We start from the raw sequence: 20,481 nt of genomic DNA, 5'->3' as shown, positions 1-20,481 counted from the left end.
CGGTACGGGCGGGACGATCCCCATCATCCGTTCGCTTCATCCGCACTGGGTTGTTCATTTAAATCTGTGGCGAGGGAGCTTGCTCCCGCTGGACTGCGAAGCAGTCCTCTGCTTTTGTAAAGCCGGGGGCCGCTTCGCGACCCAGCGGGAGCAAGCTCCCTCGCCACATGTCCATCAAGGACTGTTGTTACGACGTTCATCGGCCAAGCGTTCGGCCAGCGCATCGATGTTCTCTTCCGGCTGTTCCGGCATCGCTTTCAGCGTTGCCTGCATCAAGCGCATCTGACGCATGAAACGCCGGCAGCTGGGGCAGAACAAAAGGTGATGACGCACCATCAGCGTCTCGCGAAAGCTCAGTTGGCCGTCGAGATAATCGCTGGAACGTGCCACTTGCTCCTTGCAGGTCAACATTCCCCTGTCTCCTCAAAATGCTCCACGGTCGCAAAGACCTTCAAACGTGCCCGGTGCAGCAGCACACGAACATTCGAGAGCGATATCTGCAGAAGATTACAAATCTCTTCCAGCTCCAGCCCCTGACGTTCGCGCAACAGCAAGACACTGCGTTGCAGCTCGGAGAGGCTGAGCAACGTGTGTTCGAGGCAGTTGCGCAGTTCGCTTTCGGTCAGTAGCGCTTCAGGCGTGTCCTGGTGCCACGCGAATGGCGCGATCAGCCAATGACCGTCGCTCGCGGAAAAACGGTCGTCGTCAATCGTGCCATGAGGCGATGGCAGATCATCCAGCAAAACCTCCCGCCGATTGAGTTTGTAGCGATTCCTGGCGGAGTTGGCGGTGATGGTCAGCAGCCACGTCTTGAGGCTGGAGCGGCCTTCGAAACCGCCCAAATGGCGCACGACTGACAGCCAGGCGTCCTGCACGACTTCCTCGACGTGACGCTGCCCGACAATGGCATAGGCCACCGCACGCATGGCGCTCTGATAAGCGGTGACCAGTTCCTTGAAAGCCTTTTGCTCCCCCGCCAGCAATCGCGCAAGCAGTTCGGTATCGTCAGCCGCCATCCATCAATTCCCGTGTCCAGACTTCGAAAATGAACACGGCAGGTATTAACCTGCCGCCATGTTCGAAAAAACTACAGCGTTTTGGCCGCTTCGGATGTAGGAAAGATCGACGCGATTACCGGGAACTTATCCTCTTTTCAGCGCTTGCGCAGCAGCACACTACCGATCGAATAACCGGCACCGAACGAGCTGAGCATAGCCAGCGAACCCGATGCCAGATCATCCTGATATCTGTGGAACGCAATGACCGACCCGGCCGAGCTGGTGTTGGCGTAGGTGTCGAGAATCACCGGCGCTTCTTCTTCGGTGGCTTCGCGGCCCAGCAATTTGCGCACGATCAGGTGGTTCATGCTCAGGTTGGCCTGATGCAGCCAGAAGCGCTTCACGTCGCCGACGTTGAGTTGATTCTCCTCCAGATGCTCGCCGATCAGCTCGGCAACCATCGGGCAGACATCCTTGAATACCTTGCGGCCTTCCTGCACAAACAACTTGTCGCGGGTACCGATACCTTCTTCAGCGGCGCGATTGAGGAAGCCGAAGTTGTTGCGGATGTTGTTGGAGAACTTGGTCAGCAGCTTAGTGCTGACTACCTCGAACTGGTGTTCGGAGGTCGCCAGATCAGCGCGCTCGATGATCACCGCCGTGGCGGCATCGCCAAAAATGAAGTGGCTGTCGCGATCACGGAAATTCAGGTGGCCGGTGCAGACCTCCGGGTTGACCATCAGGATCGCCCGCGCCTGGCCCAGTTGCACGCTATTGGCGGCAGCCTGAATACCGAACGTTGCAGAGGAACAGGCCACGTTCATGTCGAAACCGAAACCCTGAATGCCCAGCGCTTCCTGGACTTCAATCGCAATGGCCGGGTAGGCGCGTTGCAGATTGGAGCAGGCGACGATCACGCCATCGATGTCGGCAGCGGTTTTGCCGGCACGTTGCAAGGCTTGTTCGGCAGCACCGACGGCCATCTGGCACAGCACCGACCATTCGTCATTGGACCGCTCCGGCAGGCGCGGCGCCATGCGTTGCGGGTCGAGGATGCCGTCCTTGTCCATGACGAAGCGGCTTTTGATGCCCGAAGCTTTTTCGATGAAGGCGGCGCTGGATTCGGTCAGGGCCTGGACTTCGCCATTGGCAATGGCCTCGGCGTTGTCGGCGTTGAACTGGGCGACATAGGCATTGAAAGACTGCACCAGCTCTTCGTTGGAGATGCTGTTGGCCGGTGTGTACAGGCCGGTGCCGCTGATGACGACGTTATGCATGGTCGTTTCTCTAATCTGTTCAGGCAGAAAGTGCTGGAACCGTCGTACCAACACGCAAAGGGTCTATTCCCATCCGGGGGACGCAAACCTGGCATCGTTTTATTCCACACGCGACACGGCCGAAGGCTCTGGGTCGCGAAACGGCGGATTATGGTGGCGAAGTTTGCCATAAACCCGAGGTTTTGGCGCCTTTCTCAGATTCACCACACGATGATCGTTCCCACGCTCCTGCGTGGGAATGCAGCCCGTGCCGCTCAGCGTCACTGGACGCGGAGCGTCCCCTGAGGCGTTCCCACGCGGAGCATGGGAACGATCAGCTTTACTGCTCGACCAATGTCCACTGCTTGTTCAGGCGCTTGTCGGAGATCGGCACTTTTGTGCCCAACTGCTGGGCAAACAGCGAGACCCGGTATTCTTCCAGCCACCAGCGGTACAACTCCAGCTGCGGGTCGCGTTTGCCTTCCTGCGCATGCTTGGCAGCGCGCGCTTGATATTGCGCCCAGAGGCCGGCGAGTTCGCCACTCCAGACCCTGTCCTTCTGCACCTGCGCGCCGAGCTTTTCAAAACGTTGCTCGACCGCTTTCAGATAACGCGGCAATTCCTTGAGCCACTGCATCGGCGTCTCGCGGACGAATCCTGGATAGACCAGATTGCCGATCTGCTGCTTGATGTCATTCAAGGCCACCGCTTGGGCGAGATCGATCTTGCCCTTGAAGCGCTTTTGCAGACCGTGCCAGATCTTGAGGATGTCCAGGGTCAAACGCGCGACACGCTCGGCGTGCTCGGTCCAGCTCCCGCGTTTGCGCTCGGCCAGGGCGGCGAGGCCAGCGCCGTCACGGGGCAACGGGTCTTCGCCTTCAAGAATGCAGCTGTCGAGGCTGGCCAACAGAATATCTTCGACCAGCGCATCGACCCGACCCAGCTCGCGATACAGCAAGCCCAACTCGGTCTGCCCCGGCAACTTGCCGCGCAGGAATTTGGCCGGCTCGGCCAGTTGTTGCATCAGCAACCGCTGCAATGCGCGACGATGCTGGAACTCGGCTTCGGCTGGCGTTGAGAAACGTCCTTCCTTGACCGTACCGCCCTCTTCCACCAGCGCCGGATAGACCGTCATCGACAGTCCGGCGATTTTCTGCTGGGTCTTCTGCGCCACTGGCGCGAAGACTTTTGCCTCCACCGGTTGCTGGCTTTTCGCGCTCTGCGGCACGGCCAGCGCAGCCTGACTGGCTTCGGCAAACCGCGCGGTCAGCTCGGCCAGATCGCGCCCTTCGCCAAGGAACTTGCCCTGGCCGTCGACGATTTCCAGGTTCATCCGCAGATGCCCTTCGACTTGCTGCGCCGCTTCCGCCCACGCTTCATCGCTGACCCGCGCACCGGTCATGCGCAGCAGCTCACGACCCAGCGTCTGCGGCAGCGAGCCTTCGGCGAACGTCATGCGCTGCAAGGCTGCCTTGATGAAATCCGGCACCGGCACGAAGTTCTTGCGCAGCGCTTTGGGCAGGTTGCGCACCAGGGCGATGCACTTGGCCTCGATCATCCCCGGGACCAGCCATTCCAGACGCTCCGGCGGTAGCATGGGCAACAGCGGCGCCGGCACGCGCAAGGTCACGCCGTCGCGCGGGTGATTGGGTTCGAAGTGATAGGTCAGGGCCAGTTCCAGGTCGCCGATGTGCAGCGTGTCGGGATAATCCCGCGCGGTGATTTCGCTGGCCTCGCGGGCCAACACGTCTTCTTCGCGCATGATCAGCAACTGCGGGTCTTTCTGGCTGTTGACGCGATACCAGCTGTCGAAGGTTGCGGTCTGGTGAATCTCCGCCGGCAAGCGCGCATCGTAGAACGCGTAGAGAGTTTCCTCGTCGGCGAGAATATCGCGGCGCCGCGCCTTGGCTTCCAGCTCGTCGAGCTGTTCGAGCAATTGTTTGTTGGCGCTCAGGCACTTGGCTTTCGACTGAATCTCACCGCGCACCAGACCTTCGCGGATAAACAGGTCTCGCGACACCACCGGGTCGATCGGGCCGTAGTGCACCGGTCGACGGCCCACGACAATCAGGCCGAATAGCGTGATCTGCTCAAACGCCACCACCTGGCCGCGTTTCTTCTCCCAGTGCGGTTCGAAGTGGTTTTTCTTGATCAGGTGCCCGGCCAGCGGTTCGATCCAGTCGGCGTCGATCTTGGCGACCATGCGCGCGTAGAGCTTGGTGGTTTCCACCAGCTCGGCCGTCATCAGCCATTGCGGTCGCTTCTTGCCGATCCCCGACGAGGGATGAATCCAGAAGCGCCGCTGACGCGCGCCAAGGTAATCGCCGTCCTCGGTTTTCTGACCGATCTGGCTGAGCAAACCGACCAGTACCGCTTTGTGCAGTTTCGGATAATCGGCCGGCTCTTTATTCAGGCTCAACTGCATGTCGCGGCAGATCAGGCTCAACTGGCGATGGGAGTCACGCCACTCGCGCAGGCGCAGGTAATTGAGGAAGTTCTTGCGGCACCAGTTGCGCAGCGGGCTGGCGGTCAGGGCCTGGCGCTGCTCTTCGAAACCCCGCCACAGGTTGACCAGACCGGCAAAGTCGGAATCGACGTCCTTCCATTGTGCGTGCGCCTGATCGGCGGCTTGCTGGCGCTCCGGCGGACGCTCGCGCGGGTCCTGAATCGACATCGCACTGGCGACGATCAACACTTCCTGCAAGCTGCCGAGCTTCGCCGCTTCAAGCAGCATGCGGCCCATGCGCGGGTCCACCGGCAGGCGCGCCAACTGGCGGCCAAGCGGCGTCAGCTGACTGTTGCGATCGACAGCAGAGAGTTCTTGCAACAGGTTGAAACCGTCGCTGATGGCCTTGCCATCCGGCGGTTCGATAAACGGGAACGCGGTAATCTCGCCGAGACGCAGATGAAGCATCTGCAAAATAACGGCGGCGAGGTTGGTGCGCAGGATTTCCGGATCGGTAAATGCCGGGCGCCCGAGGAAATCTTCCTCGCTGTACAAACGCACGCAAATGCCCGGCTCGACCCGACCGCAACGGCCCTTGCGCTGGTTGGCGCTGGCCTGTGAAATCGCCTCGATCGGCAGGCGCTGGACCTTGGCGCGATAGCTGTAACGGCTGATGCGTGCGGTGCCGCTGTCGATTACGTAACGGATGCCCGGCACGGTCAGCGAGGTCTCGGCGACGTTGGTCGCCAGCACCACACGACGGCCCGGGTGCGACTGGAAAATCCGCTGCTGTTCGGCCGGAGACAGGCGCGCGTACAGCGGCAGAATTTCGGTGTGCTTGAGCTGGGCCTTGCGCAGCATGTCGGCGGCGTCGCGAATCTCGCGCTCGCCCGGCAGGAACACCAGCACGTCTCCGGGGCTACGCCGTTCGCTGCGCTCGTACGCGGCGATTTCATCGAGGGTGGCGAGAATCGCCTGATCCACCGTCAGGTCATCTTCGACACGATTGCCCTCTTCGTCCTGCTCAAGGGTCAGCGGGCGATACCAGGTTTCCACCGGGAACGTACGCCCCGATACCTCGACAATCGGCGCGTCATCGAAGTGTTTGGAGAAACGCTCCAGGTCGATGGTCGCCGAGGTGATGATGACTTTCAGATCCGGACGACGCGGCAGCAGGGTTTTCAGGTAACCGAGCAGAAAGTCGATGTTGAGGCTGCGTTCATGCGCTTCGTCGACGATGATCGTGTCGTAGCGTTCCAGATAACGATCGTTCTGGGTTTCGGCGAGCAGAATGCCGTCGGTCATCAGTTTGATCAGGGTATTGGAATCGCTCTGATCCTCGAAACGCACCTGATAGCCGACCAGCGAGCCGAGCGGCGTTGCCAGTTCTTCGGCGACACGGCTGGCGACGCTGCGCGCAGCGATCCGGCGCGGCTGGGTGTGGCCGATCAAGCCGAACTGGCCGCGACCGATTTCCAGACAGATTTTCGGCAACTGCGTGGTTTTGCCCGACCCGGTTTCGCCCGCAATGATCAGAACCTGATGCTGCTCCAGCGCCTTTTTGATTTCGTCACGCTTGGCCGCGATCGGCAAGCTGTCGTCGTAACGAATCACTGGCAGGCTGGCCTTGCGCGCCAACACCTGATCGCACGAGGCCTGCATGCGCGTCACCCACTGGGCAAGCTTGGCCTCGTCGGGGTTCTTGCGCAGCTCAAGCAACTGCCGCCGCAGCCGGTGACGGTCGGCGAGCATGGCGTGATCGAGGTTTTTCAGCAGTGTGTCGATGGAGGGCGATTCGTCGGTCATCGGGTAGGCAATTCGGTCGTCTATTTGTGCAGGGGGCGGATTGTCGCAGATTTGCCTGCGATTGACCTGCTTCCCCTGTAGGAGCTGCCGAAGGCTCGGGCCATCATTCGTTATCGCGGCCCTTGCGGCGGTACGGGAATACATCAATCACTTTGCCGGCACGAATCGCCTCCTGCAGGCTCTTCCAGTAGTCGGCGTTGTACAACTCGCCGTGCAACTGATCGAACAACTTGCGCTGCCCCGAATCGGCAAACAAAAACGGCGGAAATTCCTCGGGAAACACATCCAGGGGGCCGATCGAATACCACGGCTCGGATGCCATTTCATCCTCTGGCGTGCGCGGTGCAGGTATGTGGCGGAAGTTGGCCTCGGTCAGGAAGCAGATTTCGTCATAGTCATAGAACACCACCCGGCCATGCCGGGTGACGCCGAAGTTTTTCAGCAACATGTCGCCGGGGAAGATATTCGCCGCCGCCAGTTGCTTGATCGCCATCCCGTAATCTTCCAGCGCTTCGCGCACCTGCGCCTCGTTGGCATTTTCGAGGTAGAGGTTGAGCGGCGTCATCCGGCGCTCGGTCCAGCAGTGGCGAATCAGCACGGTTTCGCCCTCCACCGAGACGGTGGACGGCGCGACTTCTAGCAGTTCCTCAAGGCACGCCGGGTCAAACTTGCTCAGCGGAAAGCGGAAATCGGCAAACTCCTGGGTATCGGCCATACGCCCCACACGATCGACACTTTTCACCAGGCGGTACTTCTCGATCACCGTCGCGCGGTCAACATTTTTCGACGGCGAAAAGCGGTCCTTGATGATCTTGAACACCGTGTTGAAGCCCGGCAGCGTGAACACGCTCATGACCATGCCGCGCACACCGGGGGCCATGATGAACTGGTCGTCGGTGTTGGCCAGGTGATTGATCAGCGCCCGGTAGAATTCCGATTTACCGTGTTTGTAAAAGCCGATCGAGGTGTACAGCTCAGCGATGTGCTTGCCCGGCAGAATCCGTCGCAGGAAGCCGATGAACTCCGCCGGCACTGGCACATCGACCATAAAGTACGAACGGGTAAACGAGAAAATGATCGACACATCGGCTTCGTCGGTGATCAGCGCATCGATCTGGATGCCGCGCCCTTCGCGATGCAGCAGCGGAATCACCAGTGGCCACTGCTCGTCGCGGGTGTAGATGCGCCCGACCAGATAGGCGCCCTTGTTGCGGTACAAAACCGAGGAAAACAGCTCGACACTCAGCTCCGGATCCTTGCACACCCAGTCCGGCAGGTTCTCGCGCAGTTGCGTTTCGAGCCGGCACAGATCGCCCGGCAGGTCGGCGTAATCTTCGCTGAAGCGATAATCGGCGAAGATGCTTGCAAGCATGCCGGACAGTTGGCCCTGTGGCTTGTAGGTGCGGGTTTGCGCAGCCCGGGCGCGGCGCAGGGTCGGGCGGGTGGTGTGGATGAACATGCAGCCATCGCTGATCAGGTCATGACTGAACAACCCGCAGAAGATCGAGTTGTACCAGGTCTCTGACAGTTCATCGTCGAAGCGCAGGTCGATAACGCTGATGTAGGCGCTTTTCACCAACGGCCAGCAACTGACATTCATCAGCGTTTCTTCGTCGAAATATTCACGCAGGCGGGCGATGGTTTCGCCGACCTTTTCCTCGTACAAATTGATCCGCGCCGCCGACGCAGTCTGCGTCTCCTGCCAGCGCGCCTGCTCGAAGCGCTCCCGGGCGCCGTCGGTGATCCGCCGGAAATGCTCGCGGTAATCGTCAAAGCCATCGAGGATCATTCGGGCGATGTCGGTGGCTGGCCATGGCTGCGGCATAAAGGAGACCTTTGCGTGCATTCGGAAGACTTGAGCTTAGCCACGGAACCGGCGTCAGGAGAAGTGCAGTTTCTGCCAAAAGCCAAGCGCAGACGTACGGCGTGGCATATTTCCGCAGCGCAGTCGGGCGCCGGCAATTTAATGCCCGATTAGCGGTTGCCATCATCCGGGGGCTCGGCAACACTCTCGTCCCGATCAAGGAAGGAGGCCGCCGTGAGCCCTGTCGATATTTTCCGCATGTTGTCGCTGGCAGCCATCTGGGGCGCGAGTTTCCTGTTCATGCGCATTATTGCGCCGGTGATCGGCACGATTCCGACTGCGTTTTTTCGCGTATCGATCGCTGCCGTCGGGCTGCTGGTGATCCTCGGGCTGATGCGCATCAGCTGGGATTTCAAAGGCAAGCTGAAAACCGTGATGTTGCTCGGCGTGATCAACTCGGGGATTCCCGCAACGCTGTATTCGGTGGCGGCGCAAGTGTTGCCGGCCGGCTACTCGGCGATCTTCAATGCCACCACGCCACTGATGGGCGTGCTGATCGGCGGCCTGTTTTTCAGCGAAAAACTCACCGTCGCCAAACTGACCGGTGTGTTTCTGGGACTGTTCGGTGTCGGCGTACTGACGCGCGCAGGCCCGGTGGCTTTTGATATGGAACTGCTGCTGGGCGCCCTCGCCTGCCTGCTCGCTACCACGTGTTATGGATTCGCCGGATTCCTCACTCGTCGCTGGCTGGACCAGCGCGGCGGGCTCGACAGCCAACTCGCGGCCGTAGGCAGTATGTTGGGGGCTTCGCTGTTTCTGTTGCCGCTCTTCGGCTACAGCGTCATTACCGCACCGCCGGTGAGCTGGGGCGGCTGGAGCGTCTGGCTGTCACTGCTGGGCTTGGGCCTGGGCTGCACGGCGTTCGCCTACATCATTTATTTCCGCCTGCTCACTTCCATCGGCCCGGTGAAATCGATGACCGTGACCTTCTTGATCCCGGCGTTTGGCGTGTTGTGGGGCGCATTGCTGCTGGATGAGCCGCTGTCGATGGCGCATGTGTACGGTGGCGTGCTGATTGCGCTGGCATTGTGGCTGGTGTTGAAGCCGGCGGTGGTCAAGCCCGCCGGGGTGTCAGCTCGTTAGATTTTCGTCGCAGGTATTCGCGAGCAGGCTCGCTCCCACAGAAGAATACATTCCAATGTGGGAGCGAGCCTGCTCGCGAAAGGCGGCGCAACAAGCGCCACCTGCCTATCGGCTATCCGGTCTTACGGAACACAAACACCAATCCAACAATGATCAACAGCATCCCAAGCACACTCAACGCTGCCAGCCGATTGCCGAAAATCAGGTAATCCATCACCGCCGTCACCGCCGGCACCAGATAGAACAGGCTGGTGACATTCACCAGATTGCCCCGCGCGATCAATCGATACAGCAACAGCGTCGCCAGCACTGACACCACCAGTCCCATCCACAAAACCGGCACGATGAAACCGGTGCTGTGCTCGAAGTGGAACGGCTGGAACGGCACGAAGATCGCGCACAGCAATAGTCCGGCCAGGTATTGCACCGGCAGCGTGCCGAGCGGGTTGTCGGTGATGCGTTTCTGCATGATCGAGCCGAGCGTCATGCTCGCAAGCGCCAGCAGTCCGAACAGCATTCCGCTCCAGGACATCCCGGCCAGACCGATCCCCTGATACACCACCATGATCAGCCCCGCCAGCCCCAACGCCAGGCCGAACAGGCGGCTCGCCGAACGCTGGCGCTCCATCAGCACGACCGTAAGAATTGGCTGAACGCCCATCAGAGTGGCCATCACCCCCGGCGTGATTTTGCTGTCCAGCGCCAGCAGATAAAAGATCTGATAAGCCCCGAGCAACACCATCCCCGTGGCGACCGCAAACAGCATCGGCTTGCGACCCTTGGGCAACTTCAGTTTCAGCAAAGGCGCCAGCAGCACCAGCCCGCACAAGGCGATTGCGAAGCGAATCAACAGAAAGGCAAAGGGCGAAGCGTGCGCCAGGCCCCATTTGGAGAATATCGCCCCGCTGCTCCACAGCAGAACGAACAGGCTCGTGGACGCCGCCGCGAGCGCGGATTGTTTCGAAAGGACAAACATGAATACCACCTGTAGTCAGGCACATAGCCAATTCAGCCGAAGCTGAGATTCAGTAGTTTTTCAGGCGGGCGCAGGGGTCAGCAGAAAACTGCCGATCAGCCCGAAACGCCAACGCCTGGCGGTGATACGACTGCGCACACCGGCGTGCTACTGACAGGTGGAGGGTAATGACTGATCTGCGTGGGCTGCCGACGCCCGCACGGCACGACGCCAGCGTTGACCGCTGACTCGACTACCGCGTTGATGAGGGATGCAGGCATGGGCGCAGATCTTTCTTGAAGAAATGAAAGCATGAGCACGGCGGCTCGCGAGAGCTGACTATAACCAGCGCGGGACACAGATTGCAACGACTTGGGCAAAGGGCCGCCAGCGACAGCATGGCGCTGGGTGATTAGGGTAATTGCGGTGGCAACGGATTGTCAGGAGACAGGGAATGCAAGAGATCACATGCCAAGGGAACGGACATATTTGCGGTATCAGTTGTATAGGTCGGAGGCGAGGAAGCGGACCGCCCTCACATTTGCCAAACTGCAGAACGAACTGGAGGGGCGCGCCATTGCAGGGTTCGATCAATCCGGGGTTCGCTTCGAAGCTATCAATGCGTCCGCCCTGAAAGCGTATGAGGAATGGCCTGATCCGCATTTTTGCTGGGAAGAAGTTGGACGGTGGAAGGCCAAAGAGCCAATGAGCTTCGATTTGGCAATCTGGTTTGATCATGAGCTTTGCGGACTTTGCTTTGCCAACCCTAACCAAAGCCGCTTGAGAGTAAAAATCGTGCGCCTGGAGGGTAAGCCGGTAAACGATCATCCCCTCAAGAGCCGAATAGCAACCTTTGCCCTCACTGCCGTTACTCACTTTGCACGGATCATAGGCAGCCAACAAATCGAAATACAGGAACCTGTTTCGGGCGCCATCCCGCTATACCGACAACTGGGTTTCGAGTTCGACCCAGAGGGTCGGCTTGTGAAGCGGATTGACTAAGCCTAGTATCTGAGCACCTGCTCATTTAATGATCAACGTCGGAGATACCATGAAAGCTGTCGTTGAAAAGAAATCATCAGCGTCCGGATCCAGAAAGGCTGAAAGAAAGCGGCCCTCGGGTGAGTTAACTGAACGTGAGTTGAAGCGCATCAGGGATGCATTGGCCACCCCAGCCGTTGAAGAGCCATGCGGCGTGCTGGCTGGGTCGTCTTTTTCCTTCCGTTGATAAAAAACCGCTCCAAAGGAGCGGTTTTTTTATCGTCTGATCCGGCCTCAGCCAAACAACCAGTATCCCAACAATGTCAGCACCACCACCGCCAGCACCGGCCGCATCACGCGGTAAGCCTTGGGATTGCGGCGCTTCCACCGTTTGACCATGCCACTGAAACGGTCGCTGAAACGCTTGCTCCAGGCATAAGCCTGATTGATTCCGCCAACGCGTTCGTCGTCGAGGTTCTGCGGCGCCGTGGCGCGGCCGAGCCAGCCGCTGATGAAGCGGTTAATGCGGGCCATGACGCGGTTGCTCAACGGGCGTTCAACGTCGCAGAAAAGAATCACGCGAGTCTGGTCGGTTTCGTTCTTGACCCAGTGCACGTAGGTCTCATCGAACATCACGTCCTCGCCATCGCGCCAGGCGTAAACCTGGCCATCAACGAAAATCCGGCAATCGTCGGAATTGGGCGTCGACAGGCCCAGGTGATAACGCAGGGAACCGGCGAACGGATCGCGATGCGGGTTGAGGTGACTGCCGCCCGGCAGCAGCGCGAACATGGCACCCTTGACGTTAGGAATCGCACTGACCAGCGCCACGGTTTTCGGGCACAAGGCTTCAGCCGATGGCAGCGGTTTGTCGTACCACTTGAGATAGAAGCGCTTCCAGCCCTTCTTGAAAAACGAACCGAAACCGGCGTCGTTGTTCTTCTCGGCAGCGCGAATATAACCTTCGTCGAACAGATGCATGGCTTCGTCGCGGATGGTTTCCCAGTTGTCGCGCAACACGTCCAGCTCCGGAAACTTGCTGCGATCCAGATACGGCTTCGAAGGCACGCCAGAGAACAGGTACATCAAGGCGTTATACGGGGCGAACAACGCCGAGTGGTTGACGAACTGACGCAATACCGGCAAACGCGCCTTGCCGCGCAAATGCACATAGAGCGTGCTGCCCAGAAACAGCAACAGCACAAACGCCTTGGCGGCAAACGAAACGGTCATCAACAACTCCTTGAATAAAGACAACACTGCACAATGCCCTTTACCCGGCATGGCAGCCGGCCATGATAAACACTACCGGCGTCGGGAAAAACCCGCCTGACACAAGATTCAGTGTTAAGCATTGCGCAACAAAGCCTTTATTAACATGCAGAGCCTGAACCCTGGCTGACCTGAATCAACGCGATTACTGCTGAGTTTCCTGCTCGGTGAACAAGTCGCTGAACAACATGCTCGACAGATAACGTTCACCCGAATCCGGCAGCACCACGACGATGGTCTTGCCTTGCATCTCTGGGGTTTCCGCTAGCCGTACCGCAACGGCCATGGCGGCGCCGCAGGAGATGCCGCACAAAATCCCTTCCTCTTGCATCAGGCGCAAGGCCATGGCCTTGGACTCTTCGTCGGTCACCTGCTCGACCCGATCGACCATCGACAGATCAAGGTTTTTCGGCACAAACCCGGCGCCAATTCCCTGAATCTTGTGCGGGCTGGGCTTGATCTCCTCCCCGGCCAGAGCCTGAGTGATTACTGGTGAAGACGTCGGCTCGACGGCCACCGAAAGAATCGGTTTGCCGGCCGTATTCTTGATATACCGCGAGACGCCAGTAATGGTTCCACCGGTACCTACACCGGCGACCAGCACATCAACCGCGCCGTCGGTATCGTTCCAGATTTCCGGGCCGGTGGTTTTCTCGTGAATCGCCGGATTGGCCGGGTTATCGAACTGCGCCGGCATGAAGTATTTGGCGGCATCGCTGGCGACAATTTCCGTGGCTTTCTCGATGGCGCCCTTCATGCCCTTGGCCGGCTCGGTCAACACCAGCTCCGCACCCAGGGCTTTGAGGACTTTACGGCGCTCGATACTCATCGACGCCGGCATGGTCAGCATCAATTTGTAACCGCGAGCCGCGGCGACAAAGGCCAGACCGATGCCGGTGTTACCGGAGGTCGGCTCGACAATGGTCATGCCCGGCTTGAGTTTGCCGCTGCTTTCGGCGTCCCAGATCATGTTGGCGCCGATCCGGCATTTGACCGAGTAACCGGGGTTGCGCCCCTCGATCTTGGCCAGGATGGTGACCCCGCGCGGCGCGATCCGGTTGATCTGAACCAGCGGCGTATTGCCGATGGAGTGGGCGTTATCAGCGTAAATGCGGCTCATGGCTGGGTCCTTATGCAGCGTTGAATTCAGCCTTTCAAGGTAAGCCTGTTGCCGGTCGCAGTCCAGTCGGGTCGAACGTCTGCAAAGGCGTGCAGTCAATCGATTTGAATCTGATGGATTTCTGATCAAGGGATCCATCAAGGAATACTCATCAAGGAACATTGCCATGAAGCGTCGTTACAGCTGGCCGCTCTGGACCCTGGCGGGAGTCGTGGTGCTGCTCGTCGCCGTGCACTTCGCCCTGCCTTATCTGGTGCGCGACTACCTCAATGACAAGCTCGCCGACATGGGCGACTACCGTGGCCAGATCACTGACGTCGACCTTGCGCTGTGGCGCGGGGCGTACAAAATCAACGGCCTGAAAATCGTCAAGGTCGACGGCAGAGTGCCGGTGCCTTTCGTCGATGCGCCACTCATCGACCTTTCCGTCAGCTGGCATGCGCTGTGGTACGACCACGCCGTGGTGGCTGAGGTGTCGTTCGTCAACCCCGAAGTGAACTTCGTCGACGGTGGCGCCAACAAGCAGAACTCTCAAACGGGTGAAGGCACCGACTGGCGCGAGCAATTGGGCAAACTCCTGCCGATCACCCTCAACGAATTGCGCATCCGCGACGGGCGGATCAGCTTTCGCAACTTCAATTCCAAACCGCCCGTGAACATGAATGCAACAAATGTCGATGCGAGCATTTACAACCTCACCAACATCGCAGCCACCGATGGCAAACGCGATGCACGCTTCGAGGGCAAAGCCCTGATGTTGGGTCATGCGCCTGTGGAAGCCACCGCTACGTTCGATCCGCTGAGCGATTTCGAAAACTTCGAGTTTCGTCTGCGCGCGCGTGAAATCGAGCTCAAGCGCATGAATGATTTCGCCGCCGCTTATGGCAAGTTCGATTTCAACGCGGGCCACGGTGACGTGGTCATCGAAGCCAAAGCGAAAAACGCCAAACTGACCGGATACATCAAACCGCTGCTGCGCGACGTGGACGTATTCAACTGGCAGCAGGACGTCGAGAACAAGAACAAGGGCATTCTCCGCTCGGTCTGGGAAGCCCTGGTCGGCGGTACCGAAAACGTGCTGAAAAACCAGGTTAAAAACCAGTTCGCCACCCGAGTCGAACTCAGCGGCAACGTCCACCAGCAAAATATCAGTGCGTTCGAAGCGGTCCTGCAGATTCTGCGCAATGGCTTTATTCAGGCATTTAACGCGCGGTATGAACGGCCGGAGCCGGATGAGGGTTAAGGTTTTCGCTTGACGACGTATCGACCAACGTCTTCGGCGGCCAGCTTTGAGTTTTGCTGCAATGAATCCCAGCCCAGACAGGCAAGCGCTAGAGAGCGCGGCACGACGTCCCGACCACTGCTATAGCGACTGATGCTGCGTGCGCTGACGCCAAGCGCTTCAGCGGCTTGATTAAGCGAGAACCCGGTGCGCGCACGCCAGTCGATAAATATGCGCGTGTTTTCGTCAGAAGCATTTTGCGCCAAGGCATCCAGATACAACGTATCGGCACCGATCTGTATATCCGGTTCCAGCCACTCAACACACCAGCCATCGTCCGCAAGCATCGCAGAGGCAAACACGTTGCTATCAAGCAAGGGTTGCAGAGCCTCTCGTCCTTTTATATCGCTGCTCAAATCGAGCAGCAGTTCTTGTCCATCAATGAAAGTCAGCGCCAGAGCATATCCGGGCAATGCCTTCACAGCCGACAATCGAGGCCGTTTCATGGGTAACATCGTTTCCAGTCCTCCAATAGTTGCGCCTGATGAGCCGCAACCCAAACCAGCGCCTCTCTGATGATGAGCGACGGCGCCTTACCCATCATCACTTCGAGGGTTTCAAGGCTCAGTATCACGTCAACTCCGCCGCCCGTCAGGTGCACATGGGGTGGCGGGTGATCCTTCTCTCGTAGCTGAATCCTGTATTTATCGCGAAATCTGTATTTAGTAGACATGCGACACAAGGTATCGCCAATATGGCGATACGTGAATACTGGCTTTGGGCCGAAACTGAGTCAACATGTGACGCCTCATTCAGAGACTGAATACGGCGTCTGCGTTCACAGTCGACCGATGTGCGCGTTATAGTCGGGCATCCGATTATTCGCCCCGCCCTGCCCTTCGGGCCGGCGTTACCGTTCGAGGATTTGCAGATGAAGTTCGAAGGCACCCAGGCCTACGTCGCCACCGATGACCTGAAGCTGGCAGTCAACGCCGCCATCACCCTGGAGCGGCCGCTGCTGGTCAAGGGCGAGCCGGGCACGGGCAAGACCATGCTCGCCGAACAACTGGCCGAGTCGTTCGGTGCCAAGCTGATCACCTGGCACATCAAATCCACCACCAAGGCCCATCAGGGCCTGTACGAGTACGACGCCGTGAGCCGTTTGCGCGATTCGCAACTGGGCAACGAAAAAGTCCACGACGTGCGCAACTACCTGAAGAAAGGCAAGCTCTGGGAAGCGTTCGAGTCCGAGGAGCGGGTGATTCTGCTGATCGACGAAATCGACAAGGCCGACATCGAGTTCCCCAACGACCTGCTGCAAGAACTCGACAAGATGGAGTTCTACGTTTACGAGATCGACGAAACGATCAAGGCCAAAAAGCGCCCGATCATCATCATTACCTCGAACAATGAGAAAGAGCTGCCGGACGCGTTCCTGCGCCGTTGCTTCTTCCACTACATCGCGTTTCCCGACCGCACCACCCTGCAGAAAATCGTCGACGTGCATTACCCGGACATCAAGAAGGACCTGGTCAGCGAAGCGCTCGACGTGTTCTTCGACGTGCGCAAAGTGCCGGGCCTGAAAAAGAAGCCATCGACATCGGAGCTCGTCGACTGGCTGAAACTGCTGATGGCCGACAATATCGGCGAAGCGGTGCTGCGCGAACGCGACCCGACCAAGGCCATCCCGCCGCTCGCAGGCGCCTTGGTGAAGAATGAGCAGGACGTGCAATTGCTTGAGCGTCTGGCGTTCATGAGCCGTCGCGGCACCCGCTAAGAGGCTGATGCCATGTTGCTCAACCTGTTCAATGAAATGCGTGCAGCCAAGGTACCGGTCTCGGTGCGTGAGCTGCTCGACCTGATCAACGCGCTGAAACAGCGCGTGACCTTCGCCGACATGGACGAGTTTTATTACCTGTCACGGGCGATTCTAGTGAAGGATGAACGGCATTTCGACAAGTTCGACCGTGCCTTCGGTGCCTACTTCAACGGTCTGGAAAAGCTCGACGATCACCTGCAGGCGCTGATCCCCGAAGACTGGCTGCGCAAGGAATTCGAGCGTTCGCTGACCGACGAAGAACGCGCACAGATCCAGTCCCTCGGCGGGCTGGACAAGCTGATCGAAGAATTCAAGAAGCGCCTCGAAGAGCAAAAGGAACGCCACGCCGGCGGCAACAAATGGATCGGCACCGGCGGCACCAGTCCGTTTGGTTCCGGTGGTTTCAATCCGGAAGGCATTCGGGTCGGCGACGCCGGCAAGCGCCAGGGTAAAGCGGTGAAAGTCTGGGATCAGCGCGAGTACAAGAACCTCGACGACTCGGTGGAACTGGGCACCCGAAATATCAAGGTCGCTCTGCGCCGGTTGCGCAAGTTTGCTCGCCAGGGCGCGGCGGAAGAGCTGGATATCGACGGCACCATCGACCATACCGCCAGAGACGCCGGCCTGCTGAATATCCAGATGCGCCCGGAACGGCGCAACACGGTGAAGCTGTTGCTGCTGTTCGACATCGGCGGCTCGATGGACGCACACGTGAAGATCTGCGAGGAACTGTTTTCGGCCTGCAAGACCGAGTTCAAGCATCTCGAATACTTCTACTTCCACAACTTCATTTATGAATCGGTGTGGAAGAACAACATGCGCCGCACGTCCGAGCGCACTTCGACGCAGGATCTGCTGCACAAGTACGGGGCCGATTACAAAGTGATTTTCATCGGTGACGCCGCCATGGCGCCCTATGAAATCACCCAGGCCGGCGGCAGCGTAGAACACTGGAACGAAGAGCCCGGTTACGTGTGGATGCAGCGTTTCATGGAAAAATACAAGAAGCTCATCTGGATCAATCCGTATCCGAAGGACACGTGGGGCTATACGTCGTCGACCAATATCGTCCGCGATCTGATCGAAGATCAGATGTATCCGCTGACGCTGCGCGGGCTTGAAGAAGGGATGCGGTTTCTTTCCAAATGACGACCTGATCGTTCCCATGCTCCGCGTGGGGATGCATCAAGTGACGCTCTGCGTCACAGGGACGCGGAGCGTCCCGGGCGGCATTCCCACGCGGAGCGTGGGAACGATCAAACAAAGCACTGCAAATACTCGATGTGCTCGCGATGCGCGACTTCCTGCACCACCGGCCGCAATCTCACCTGCGCCCCTGGCAGGCACTGCGCCAGTCTCGCCAACGCTAACGGCGTCAACGCGCCCAAGCGCGGATACCCGCCGATTGTCTGCCGGTCATTGAGCAACACAATCGGCTGCCCGTCCGGCGGCACTTGCACGGCGCCCAAAGGAATCCCCTCGGAAATCATCGGCTGCCCCTGATATTCCAGGGTCTTGCCGAGGAGGCGAATGCCCATGCGATCCGCGCGACTGTCCAGCGTCCAGGCGCTGTTGAACACATCAAACAGGCTTTGCCCGCTGAACTGGCCAATCTGTGCACCCAGCACCACATCCAGAGGCGTGCCCGCCGCGAGATCCGGCCGAAGCGTCAAAGGCACTTCACGCACCGCCAGCGCTTCCCCGCCATAACCGAGCGTCGCCCCTTTGGCGAGTGGCAAACCCATTCCATCCAGACCGCCGAGCGCTTCGCGCACCACCGTGGCACTGCTGCCCAACACCTTCGGTGCGGCAAAACCACCGGGCGCTGCAAGATAGACGCGAGCGCCCAGTAACGGCTGGTTGAACCGCAATATTTGCCCTTTGAGCAATATGAAACTGCGCCACGGCGCCAGCGGCTGCCCATCGATCTGAGCGCCCAGATCCGCGCCGGCCAACGCCAGCAGGCAATCGTCTTCAGCCACCACTGCAAACCCGCCGAGGGTGATTTCAACCACCGCCGCATTCAGCGCGTTGCCCAGCAGCCAGTTGGCCCAACTCATCGAACACCCATCCGCCGCGCCGCCCTGCGTCACGCCCAGGTGCCGCACGCCAAACCGCCCGGCATCCTGCAACAGGCACAGCGGCGTGCTCGCCTCAATCGTCAGTCGAGTCATGCCAGCGCCTCCAGCGGCGTATCGTCGCCGCCCAGCTTGATGAACTCGGCATGGCTGACCGCTTCGAATCGGACGGTGTCACCAGGCTGCATCAGGCTGTAGCCGTCGCGATGGCGATCAAACAGTTTCGCCGGGGTGCGGCCGATCAGGTTCCAGCCGCCGGGTGATACCACGGGATACGCAGCGGTCTGACGTTCGGCGATGCCAACGCTGCCAGCGGCGACTTTTTTCCGTGGCGTGCTCAGGCGTGGCGCGGCGAGGATTTCTTCCACCAGCCCCATAAACGCAAAACCCGGCGCAAAGCCAAGGGCGAATACCTCATATTCCCGGGCACTGTGCCGACGAATGACCTCCTCCACCGCCAGGCCGCTGCGCTCGGCCAAAAGACTCAGTTCCGGCCCGACGCTCAGGTCGTACCAGACCGGCAATACGTGACATTGGCCAGAGGTTCGCGTACTCGGTGACAAATCAATCAGCGCTTCGGCGATCAACGCTCGCGCCTGAGCCGGGTACAAAACCGTCAAATCGTAATGGACCATCAATGTCGTATAGGACGGCACCAGATCGATGAGCTGCGCGCCAAACGCCGTGCGCAAGCGCTCGCTGGCAGCGAGCATCCACGGCATGTTGGCTTCGGCGATCTCATCGAACAGACGCAGCATCAGGCAATCCACGGCCACCACTTCGATCCGTGGGTTCATGACGCGCTCGACTGCTTCAAAGCCTCGCGAATGCGCTGGACGGCGGCCACCGAACTGGCGTTGTCGCCGTGCACACACAAGGTGTTGGCGCGCAGACGTAAAACGCTGCCATCGCTGGCGATGAGCTCGCCGCCACGGGCGATGGTCAGCGCTTGTTCGATGATTTTCTCGGAGTCGTGATGCACCGCGCCCGGCAGTTGCCGCGAGACCAGCCGGCCAGCGCTGTCGTAGGCACGGTCGGCGAAGGCTTCGAACCACAGGGTCACGCCGAATTCATCGCCGATTTGCTGCGCCGCAGCGTTGTCTCGGGTTGCCATCAGCATCAATGGCAAGCTGTGGTCATACGCGGCCACCGCCTGAATCACTGCGCGTAATTGCGCGGGGTTGGCCATCATGTCGTTGTACATCGCGCCGTGGGGTTTGACGTAACTGACGCGCGCGCCCTGCGCTTTGCAAATGCCGTCGAGCGCGCCGACCTGGTAATGCAGGATGTCTTGCAGTTCCTGCGCGGAATAAGCCATGGAGCGGCGGCCGAATCCGGCCAGGTCCTGATAGGCGGGATGCGCGCCGATCTGTACGTCGTGCTTCAGCGCCAACGCCACGGTTTTGCGCATGATGCCTGGGTCACCGGCATGGAAACCACAGGCGACGTTGGCGCAATCGATGAAGGGCATGACTTCGGAATCCAGACCCATGGTCCAGCTGCCGAAGCTTTCGCCGATGTCGCAGTTCAATAGCAGGCGGCTCACGGTGAACGCTCCTGTAGGTTCTTGTCTTTTTATCT

Annotated in this window: 20 protein-coding genes; 6 read left to right on the top strand and 14 right to left on the bottom strand. The window is 59.4% G+C overall.

All coding sequences use genetic code 11. The features are described from left to right. Positions 1–174 precede the first annotated feature (174 nt). The 5 genes from HU727_RS00705 to aceK all read right to left on the bottom strand — a co-directional run bounded on the left by HU727_RS00705 (position 175) and on the right by aceK (position 8,331). The gene (locus HU727_RS00705) at positions 175–411 is read right to left on the bottom strand and encodes an anti-sigma factor family protein (protein ID WP_186532147.1); all 237 of its coding nucleotides are present in this window, start codon (positions 409–411) and stop codon (positions 175–177) included. Continuing rightward, a complete protein-coding gene (locus HU727_RS00700; protein ID WP_186532148.1) occupies positions 405–1,016 on the bottom strand; it encodes an RNA polymerase sigma factor in 612 nt (203 codons plus the stop codon). The genes HU727_RS00705 and HU727_RS00700 overlap by 7 nt, the downstream gene beginning before the upstream one ends. 137 nt (positions 1,017–1,153) lie before the next feature. Continuing rightward, the gene (locus tag HU727_RS00695; protein ID WP_186532149.1) at positions 1,154–2,275 is read right to left on the bottom strand and encodes a beta-ketoacyl-ACP synthase III; all 1,122 of its coding nucleotides are present in this window, start codon (positions 2,273–2,275) and stop codon (positions 1,154–1,156) included. A gap of 319 nt (positions 2,276–2,594) precedes the next feature. Beyond that, the gene (gene hrpA, locus HU727_RS00690) at positions 2,595–6,506 is read right to left on the bottom strand and encodes an ATP-dependent RNA helicase HrpA (protein ID WP_186532150.1); all 3,912 of its coding nucleotides are present in this window, start codon (positions 6,504–6,506) and stop codon (positions 2,595–2,597) included. 103 nt (positions 6,507–6,609) lie between these two features. Next, the gene (aceK, locus tag HU727_RS00685; protein WP_186532151.1) at positions 6,610–8,331 is read right to left on the bottom strand and encodes a bifunctional isocitrate dehydrogenase kinase/phosphatase; all 1,722 of its coding nucleotides are present in this window, start codon (positions 8,329–8,331) and stop codon (positions 6,610–6,612) included. A gap of 213 nt (positions 8,332–8,544) precedes the next feature. Here aceK and HU727_RS00680 point away from each other — a divergent pair, with 213 nt between their 5' ends. Next, the gene (locus HU727_RS00680; protein ID WP_186532152.1) at positions 8,545–9,453 is read left to right on the top strand and encodes a DMT family transporter; all 909 of its coding nucleotides are present in this window, start codon (positions 8,545–8,547) and stop codon (positions 9,451–9,453) included. A gap of 112 nt (positions 9,454–9,565) precedes the next feature. On the opposite strand, the gene HU727_RS00675 is transcribed toward HU727_RS00680, so the two are convergent. Together HU727_RS00675 and HU727_RS00670 are read right to left on the bottom strand one after the other, a co-directional pair. Beyond that, on the bottom strand, positions 9,566–10,429 hold the full coding sequence (locus tag HU727_RS00675) for a DMT family transporter (RefSeq protein WP_186532153.1): 864 nt from the start codon (positions 10,427–10,429) through the stop codon (positions 9,566–9,568). A gap of 95 nt (positions 10,430–10,524) precedes the next feature. Then, a complete protein-coding gene (locus tag HU727_RS00670) occupies positions 10,525–10,689 on the bottom strand; it encodes a hypothetical protein (protein WP_186532154.1) in 165 nt (54 codons plus the stop codon). A gap of 187 nt (positions 10,690–10,876) precedes the next feature. Between HU727_RS00670 and HU727_RS00665 the strand changes: the two genes are divergently transcribed. Next, positions 10,877–11,410, top strand: coding sequence for a hypothetical protein (locus HU727_RS00665; RefSeq protein WP_186532155.1), 534 nt, complete (start codon positions 10,877–10,879; stop codon positions 11,408–11,410). A 49-nt stretch (positions 11,411–11,459) separates the two neighbouring features. Next, on the top strand, positions 11,460–11,636 hold the full coding sequence (locus HU727_RS00660) for a hypothetical protein (RefSeq protein ID WP_186532156.1): 177 nt from the start codon (positions 11,460–11,462) through the stop codon (positions 11,634–11,636). A gap of 47 nt (positions 11,637–11,683) precedes the next feature. Here HU727_RS00660 and HU727_RS00655 read toward each other — a convergent pair whose 3' ends face one another. Together HU727_RS00655 and cysK are read right to left on the bottom strand one after the other, a co-directional pair. Then, positions 11,684–12,622, bottom strand: coding sequence for an aspartyl/asparaginyl beta-hydroxylase domain-containing protein (locus HU727_RS00655; protein ID WP_186532157.1), 939 nt, complete (start codon positions 12,620–12,622; stop codon positions 11,684–11,686). 184 nt (positions 12,623–12,806) lie between these two features. Next, positions 12,807–13,781: a cysteine synthase A gene (cysK, locus tag HU727_RS00650; protein ID WP_186532158.1), complete on the bottom strand. Its 975-nt coding sequence runs from the start codon at positions 13,779–13,781 to the stop codon at positions 12,807–12,809. 166 nt (positions 13,782–13,947) lie between these two features. Here cysK and HU727_RS00645 point away from each other — a divergent pair, with 166 nt between their 5' ends. Continuing rightward, positions 13,948–15,024: a DUF748 domain-containing protein gene (locus HU727_RS00645; protein ID WP_186532159.1), complete on the top strand. Its 1,077-nt coding sequence runs from the start codon at positions 13,948–13,950 to the stop codon at positions 15,022–15,024. Here the strand turns inward: HU727_RS00645 and HU727_RS00640 are convergent. Continuing rightward, positions 15,021–15,518 carry a helix-turn-helix domain-containing protein gene (locus HU727_RS00640; RefSeq protein WP_186532160.1) on the bottom strand — a complete coding sequence of 166 codons (498 nt, stop codon included), beginning with the start codon at positions 15,516–15,518 and terminating at the stop codon, positions 15,021–15,023. The two genes, HU727_RS00645 and HU727_RS00640, sit on opposite strands and share 4 nt — an antisense overlap. After that, complete coding sequence (locus HU727_RS00635) at positions 15,506–15,736, bottom strand: DUF4160 domain-containing protein (RefSeq protein WP_186532161.1); 231 nt, start codon at positions 15,734–15,736, stop codon at positions 15,506–15,508. The genes HU727_RS00640 and HU727_RS00635 overlap by 13 nt, the downstream gene beginning before the upstream one ends. A gap of 198 nt (positions 15,737–15,934) precedes the next feature. Between HU727_RS00635 and HU727_RS00630 the strand changes: the two genes are divergently transcribed. Together HU727_RS00630 and HU727_RS00625 are read left to right on the top strand one after the other, a co-directional pair. Further along, the gene (locus HU727_RS00630; RefSeq protein WP_007911294.1) at positions 15,935–16,780 is read left to right on the top strand and encodes an AAA family ATPase; all 846 of its coding nucleotides are present in this window, start codon (positions 15,935–15,937) and stop codon (positions 16,778–16,780) included. Between the two features lie 12 nt (positions 16,781–16,792). Then, a complete protein-coding gene (locus HU727_RS00625; protein ID WP_038446738.1) occupies positions 16,793–17,971 on the top strand; it encodes a vWA domain-containing protein in 1,179 nt (392 codons plus the stop codon). Between the two features lie 107 nt (positions 17,972–18,078). Here HU727_RS00625 and HU727_RS00620 read toward each other — a convergent pair whose 3' ends face one another. From HU727_RS00620 to HU727_RS00610, 3 genes are read right to left on the bottom strand one after another with little or no spacing between them, the layout of a single operon-like run. After that, on the bottom strand, positions 18,079–18,996 hold the full coding sequence (locus HU727_RS00620) for a 5-oxoprolinase subunit C family protein (RefSeq protein WP_186532162.1): 918 nt from the start codon (positions 18,994–18,996) through the stop codon (positions 18,079–18,081). Continuing rightward, on the bottom strand, positions 18,993–19,697 hold the full coding sequence (gene pxpB / locus HU727_RS00615; protein ID WP_186532163.1) for a 5-oxoprolinase subunit PxpB: 705 nt from the start codon (positions 19,695–19,697) through the stop codon (positions 18,993–18,995). The genes HU727_RS00620 and pxpB overlap by 4 nt, the downstream gene beginning before the upstream one ends. Next, positions 19,694–20,446 carry a 5-oxoprolinase subunit PxpA gene (locus HU727_RS00610; protein WP_186532164.1) on the bottom strand — a complete coding sequence of 251 codons (753 nt, stop codon included), beginning with the start codon at positions 20,444–20,446 and terminating at the stop codon, positions 19,694–19,696. The genes pxpB and HU727_RS00610 overlap by 4 nt, the downstream gene beginning before the upstream one ends. Positions 20,447–20,481: the final 35 nt, after the last annotated feature.

The sequence above is a fragment of the Pseudomonas khorasanensis genome (genome assembly GCF_014268505.2).
GTDB lineage: Bacteria > Pseudomonadota > Gammaproteobacteria > Pseudomonadales > Pseudomonadaceae > Aquipseudomonas > Aquipseudomonas khorasanensis.
The sequence above is the reverse complement of the archived record's forward strand: the minus strand, read 5'-3'. Positions and strand labels throughout refer to the sequence as shown.

Excerpts from the sequence above, each read along its gene's own strand:
- HU727_RS00645 (WP_186532159.1), top strand. The coding sequence starts at position 13,948 with ATGAAGCGTCGTTACAGCTGGCCGCTCTGGACCCTGGCGGGAGTCGTG.
- HU727_RS00705 (WP_186532147.1), bottom strand. The coding sequence starts at position 411 with ATGTTGACCTGCAAGGAGCAAGTGGCACGTTCCAGCGATTATCTCGAC.
- HU727_RS00695 (WP_186532149.1), bottom strand. The coding sequence starts at position 2,275 with ATGCATAACGTCGTCATCAGCGGCACCGGCCTGTACACACCGGCCAAC.
- HU727_RS00660 (WP_186532156.1), top strand. The coding sequence starts at position 11,460 with ATGAAAGCTGTCGTTGAAAAGAAATCATCAGCGTCCGGATCCAGAAAG.
- HU727_RS00675 (WP_186532153.1), bottom strand. The coding sequence starts at position 10,429 with ATGTTTGTCCTTTCGAAACAATCCGCGCTCGCGGCGGCGTCCACGAGC.
- HU727_RS00655 (WP_186532157.1), bottom strand. The coding sequence starts at position 12,622 with ATGACCGTTTCGTTTGCCGCCAAGGCGTTTGTGCTGTTGCTGTTTCTG.
- hrpA (WP_186532150.1), bottom strand. The coding sequence starts at position 6,506 with ATGACCGACGAATCGCCCTCCATCGACACACTGCTGAAAAACCTCGAT.
- aceK (WP_186532151.1), bottom strand. The coding sequence starts at position 8,331 with ATGCCGCAGCCATGGCCAGCCACCGACATCGCCCGAATGATCCTCGAT.
- pxpB (WP_186532163.1), bottom strand. The coding sequence starts at position 19,697 with ATGAACCCACGGATCGAAGTGGTGGCCGTGGATTGCCTGATGCTGCGT.
- HU727_RS00630 (WP_007911294.1), top strand. The coding sequence starts at position 15,935 with ATGAAGTTCGAAGGCACCCAGGCCTACGTCGCCACCGATGACCTGAAG.
- HU727_RS00640 (WP_186532160.1), bottom strand. The coding sequence starts at position 15,518 with ATGTTACCCATGAAACGGCCTCGATTGTCGGCTGTGAAGGCATTGCCC.
- HU727_RS00700 (WP_186532148.1), bottom strand. The coding sequence starts at position 1,016 with ATGGCGGCTGACGATACCGAACTGCTTGCGCGATTGCTGGCGGGGGAG.
- HU727_RS00635 (WP_186532161.1), bottom strand. The coding sequence starts at position 15,736 with ATGTCTACTAAATACAGATTTCGCGATAAATACAGGATTCAGCTACGA.
- HU727_RS00625 (WP_038446738.1), top strand. The coding sequence starts at position 16,793 with ATGTTGCTCAACCTGTTCAATGAAATGCGTGCAGCCAAGGTACCGGTC.
- HU727_RS00665 (WP_186532155.1), top strand. The coding sequence starts at position 10,877 with ATGCCAAGGGAACGGACATATTTGCGGTATCAGTTGTATAGGTCGGAG.
- HU727_RS00670 (WP_186532154.1), bottom strand. The coding sequence starts at position 10,689 with ATGCCTGCATCCCTCATCAACGCGGTAGTCGAGTCAGCGGTCAACGCT.
- cysK (WP_186532158.1), bottom strand. The coding sequence starts at position 13,781 with ATGAGCCGCATTTACGCTGATAACGCCCACTCCATCGGCAATACGCCG.
- HU727_RS00620 (WP_186532162.1), bottom strand. The coding sequence starts at position 18,996 with ATGACTCGACTGACGATTGAGGCGAGCACGCCGCTGTGCCTGTTGCAG.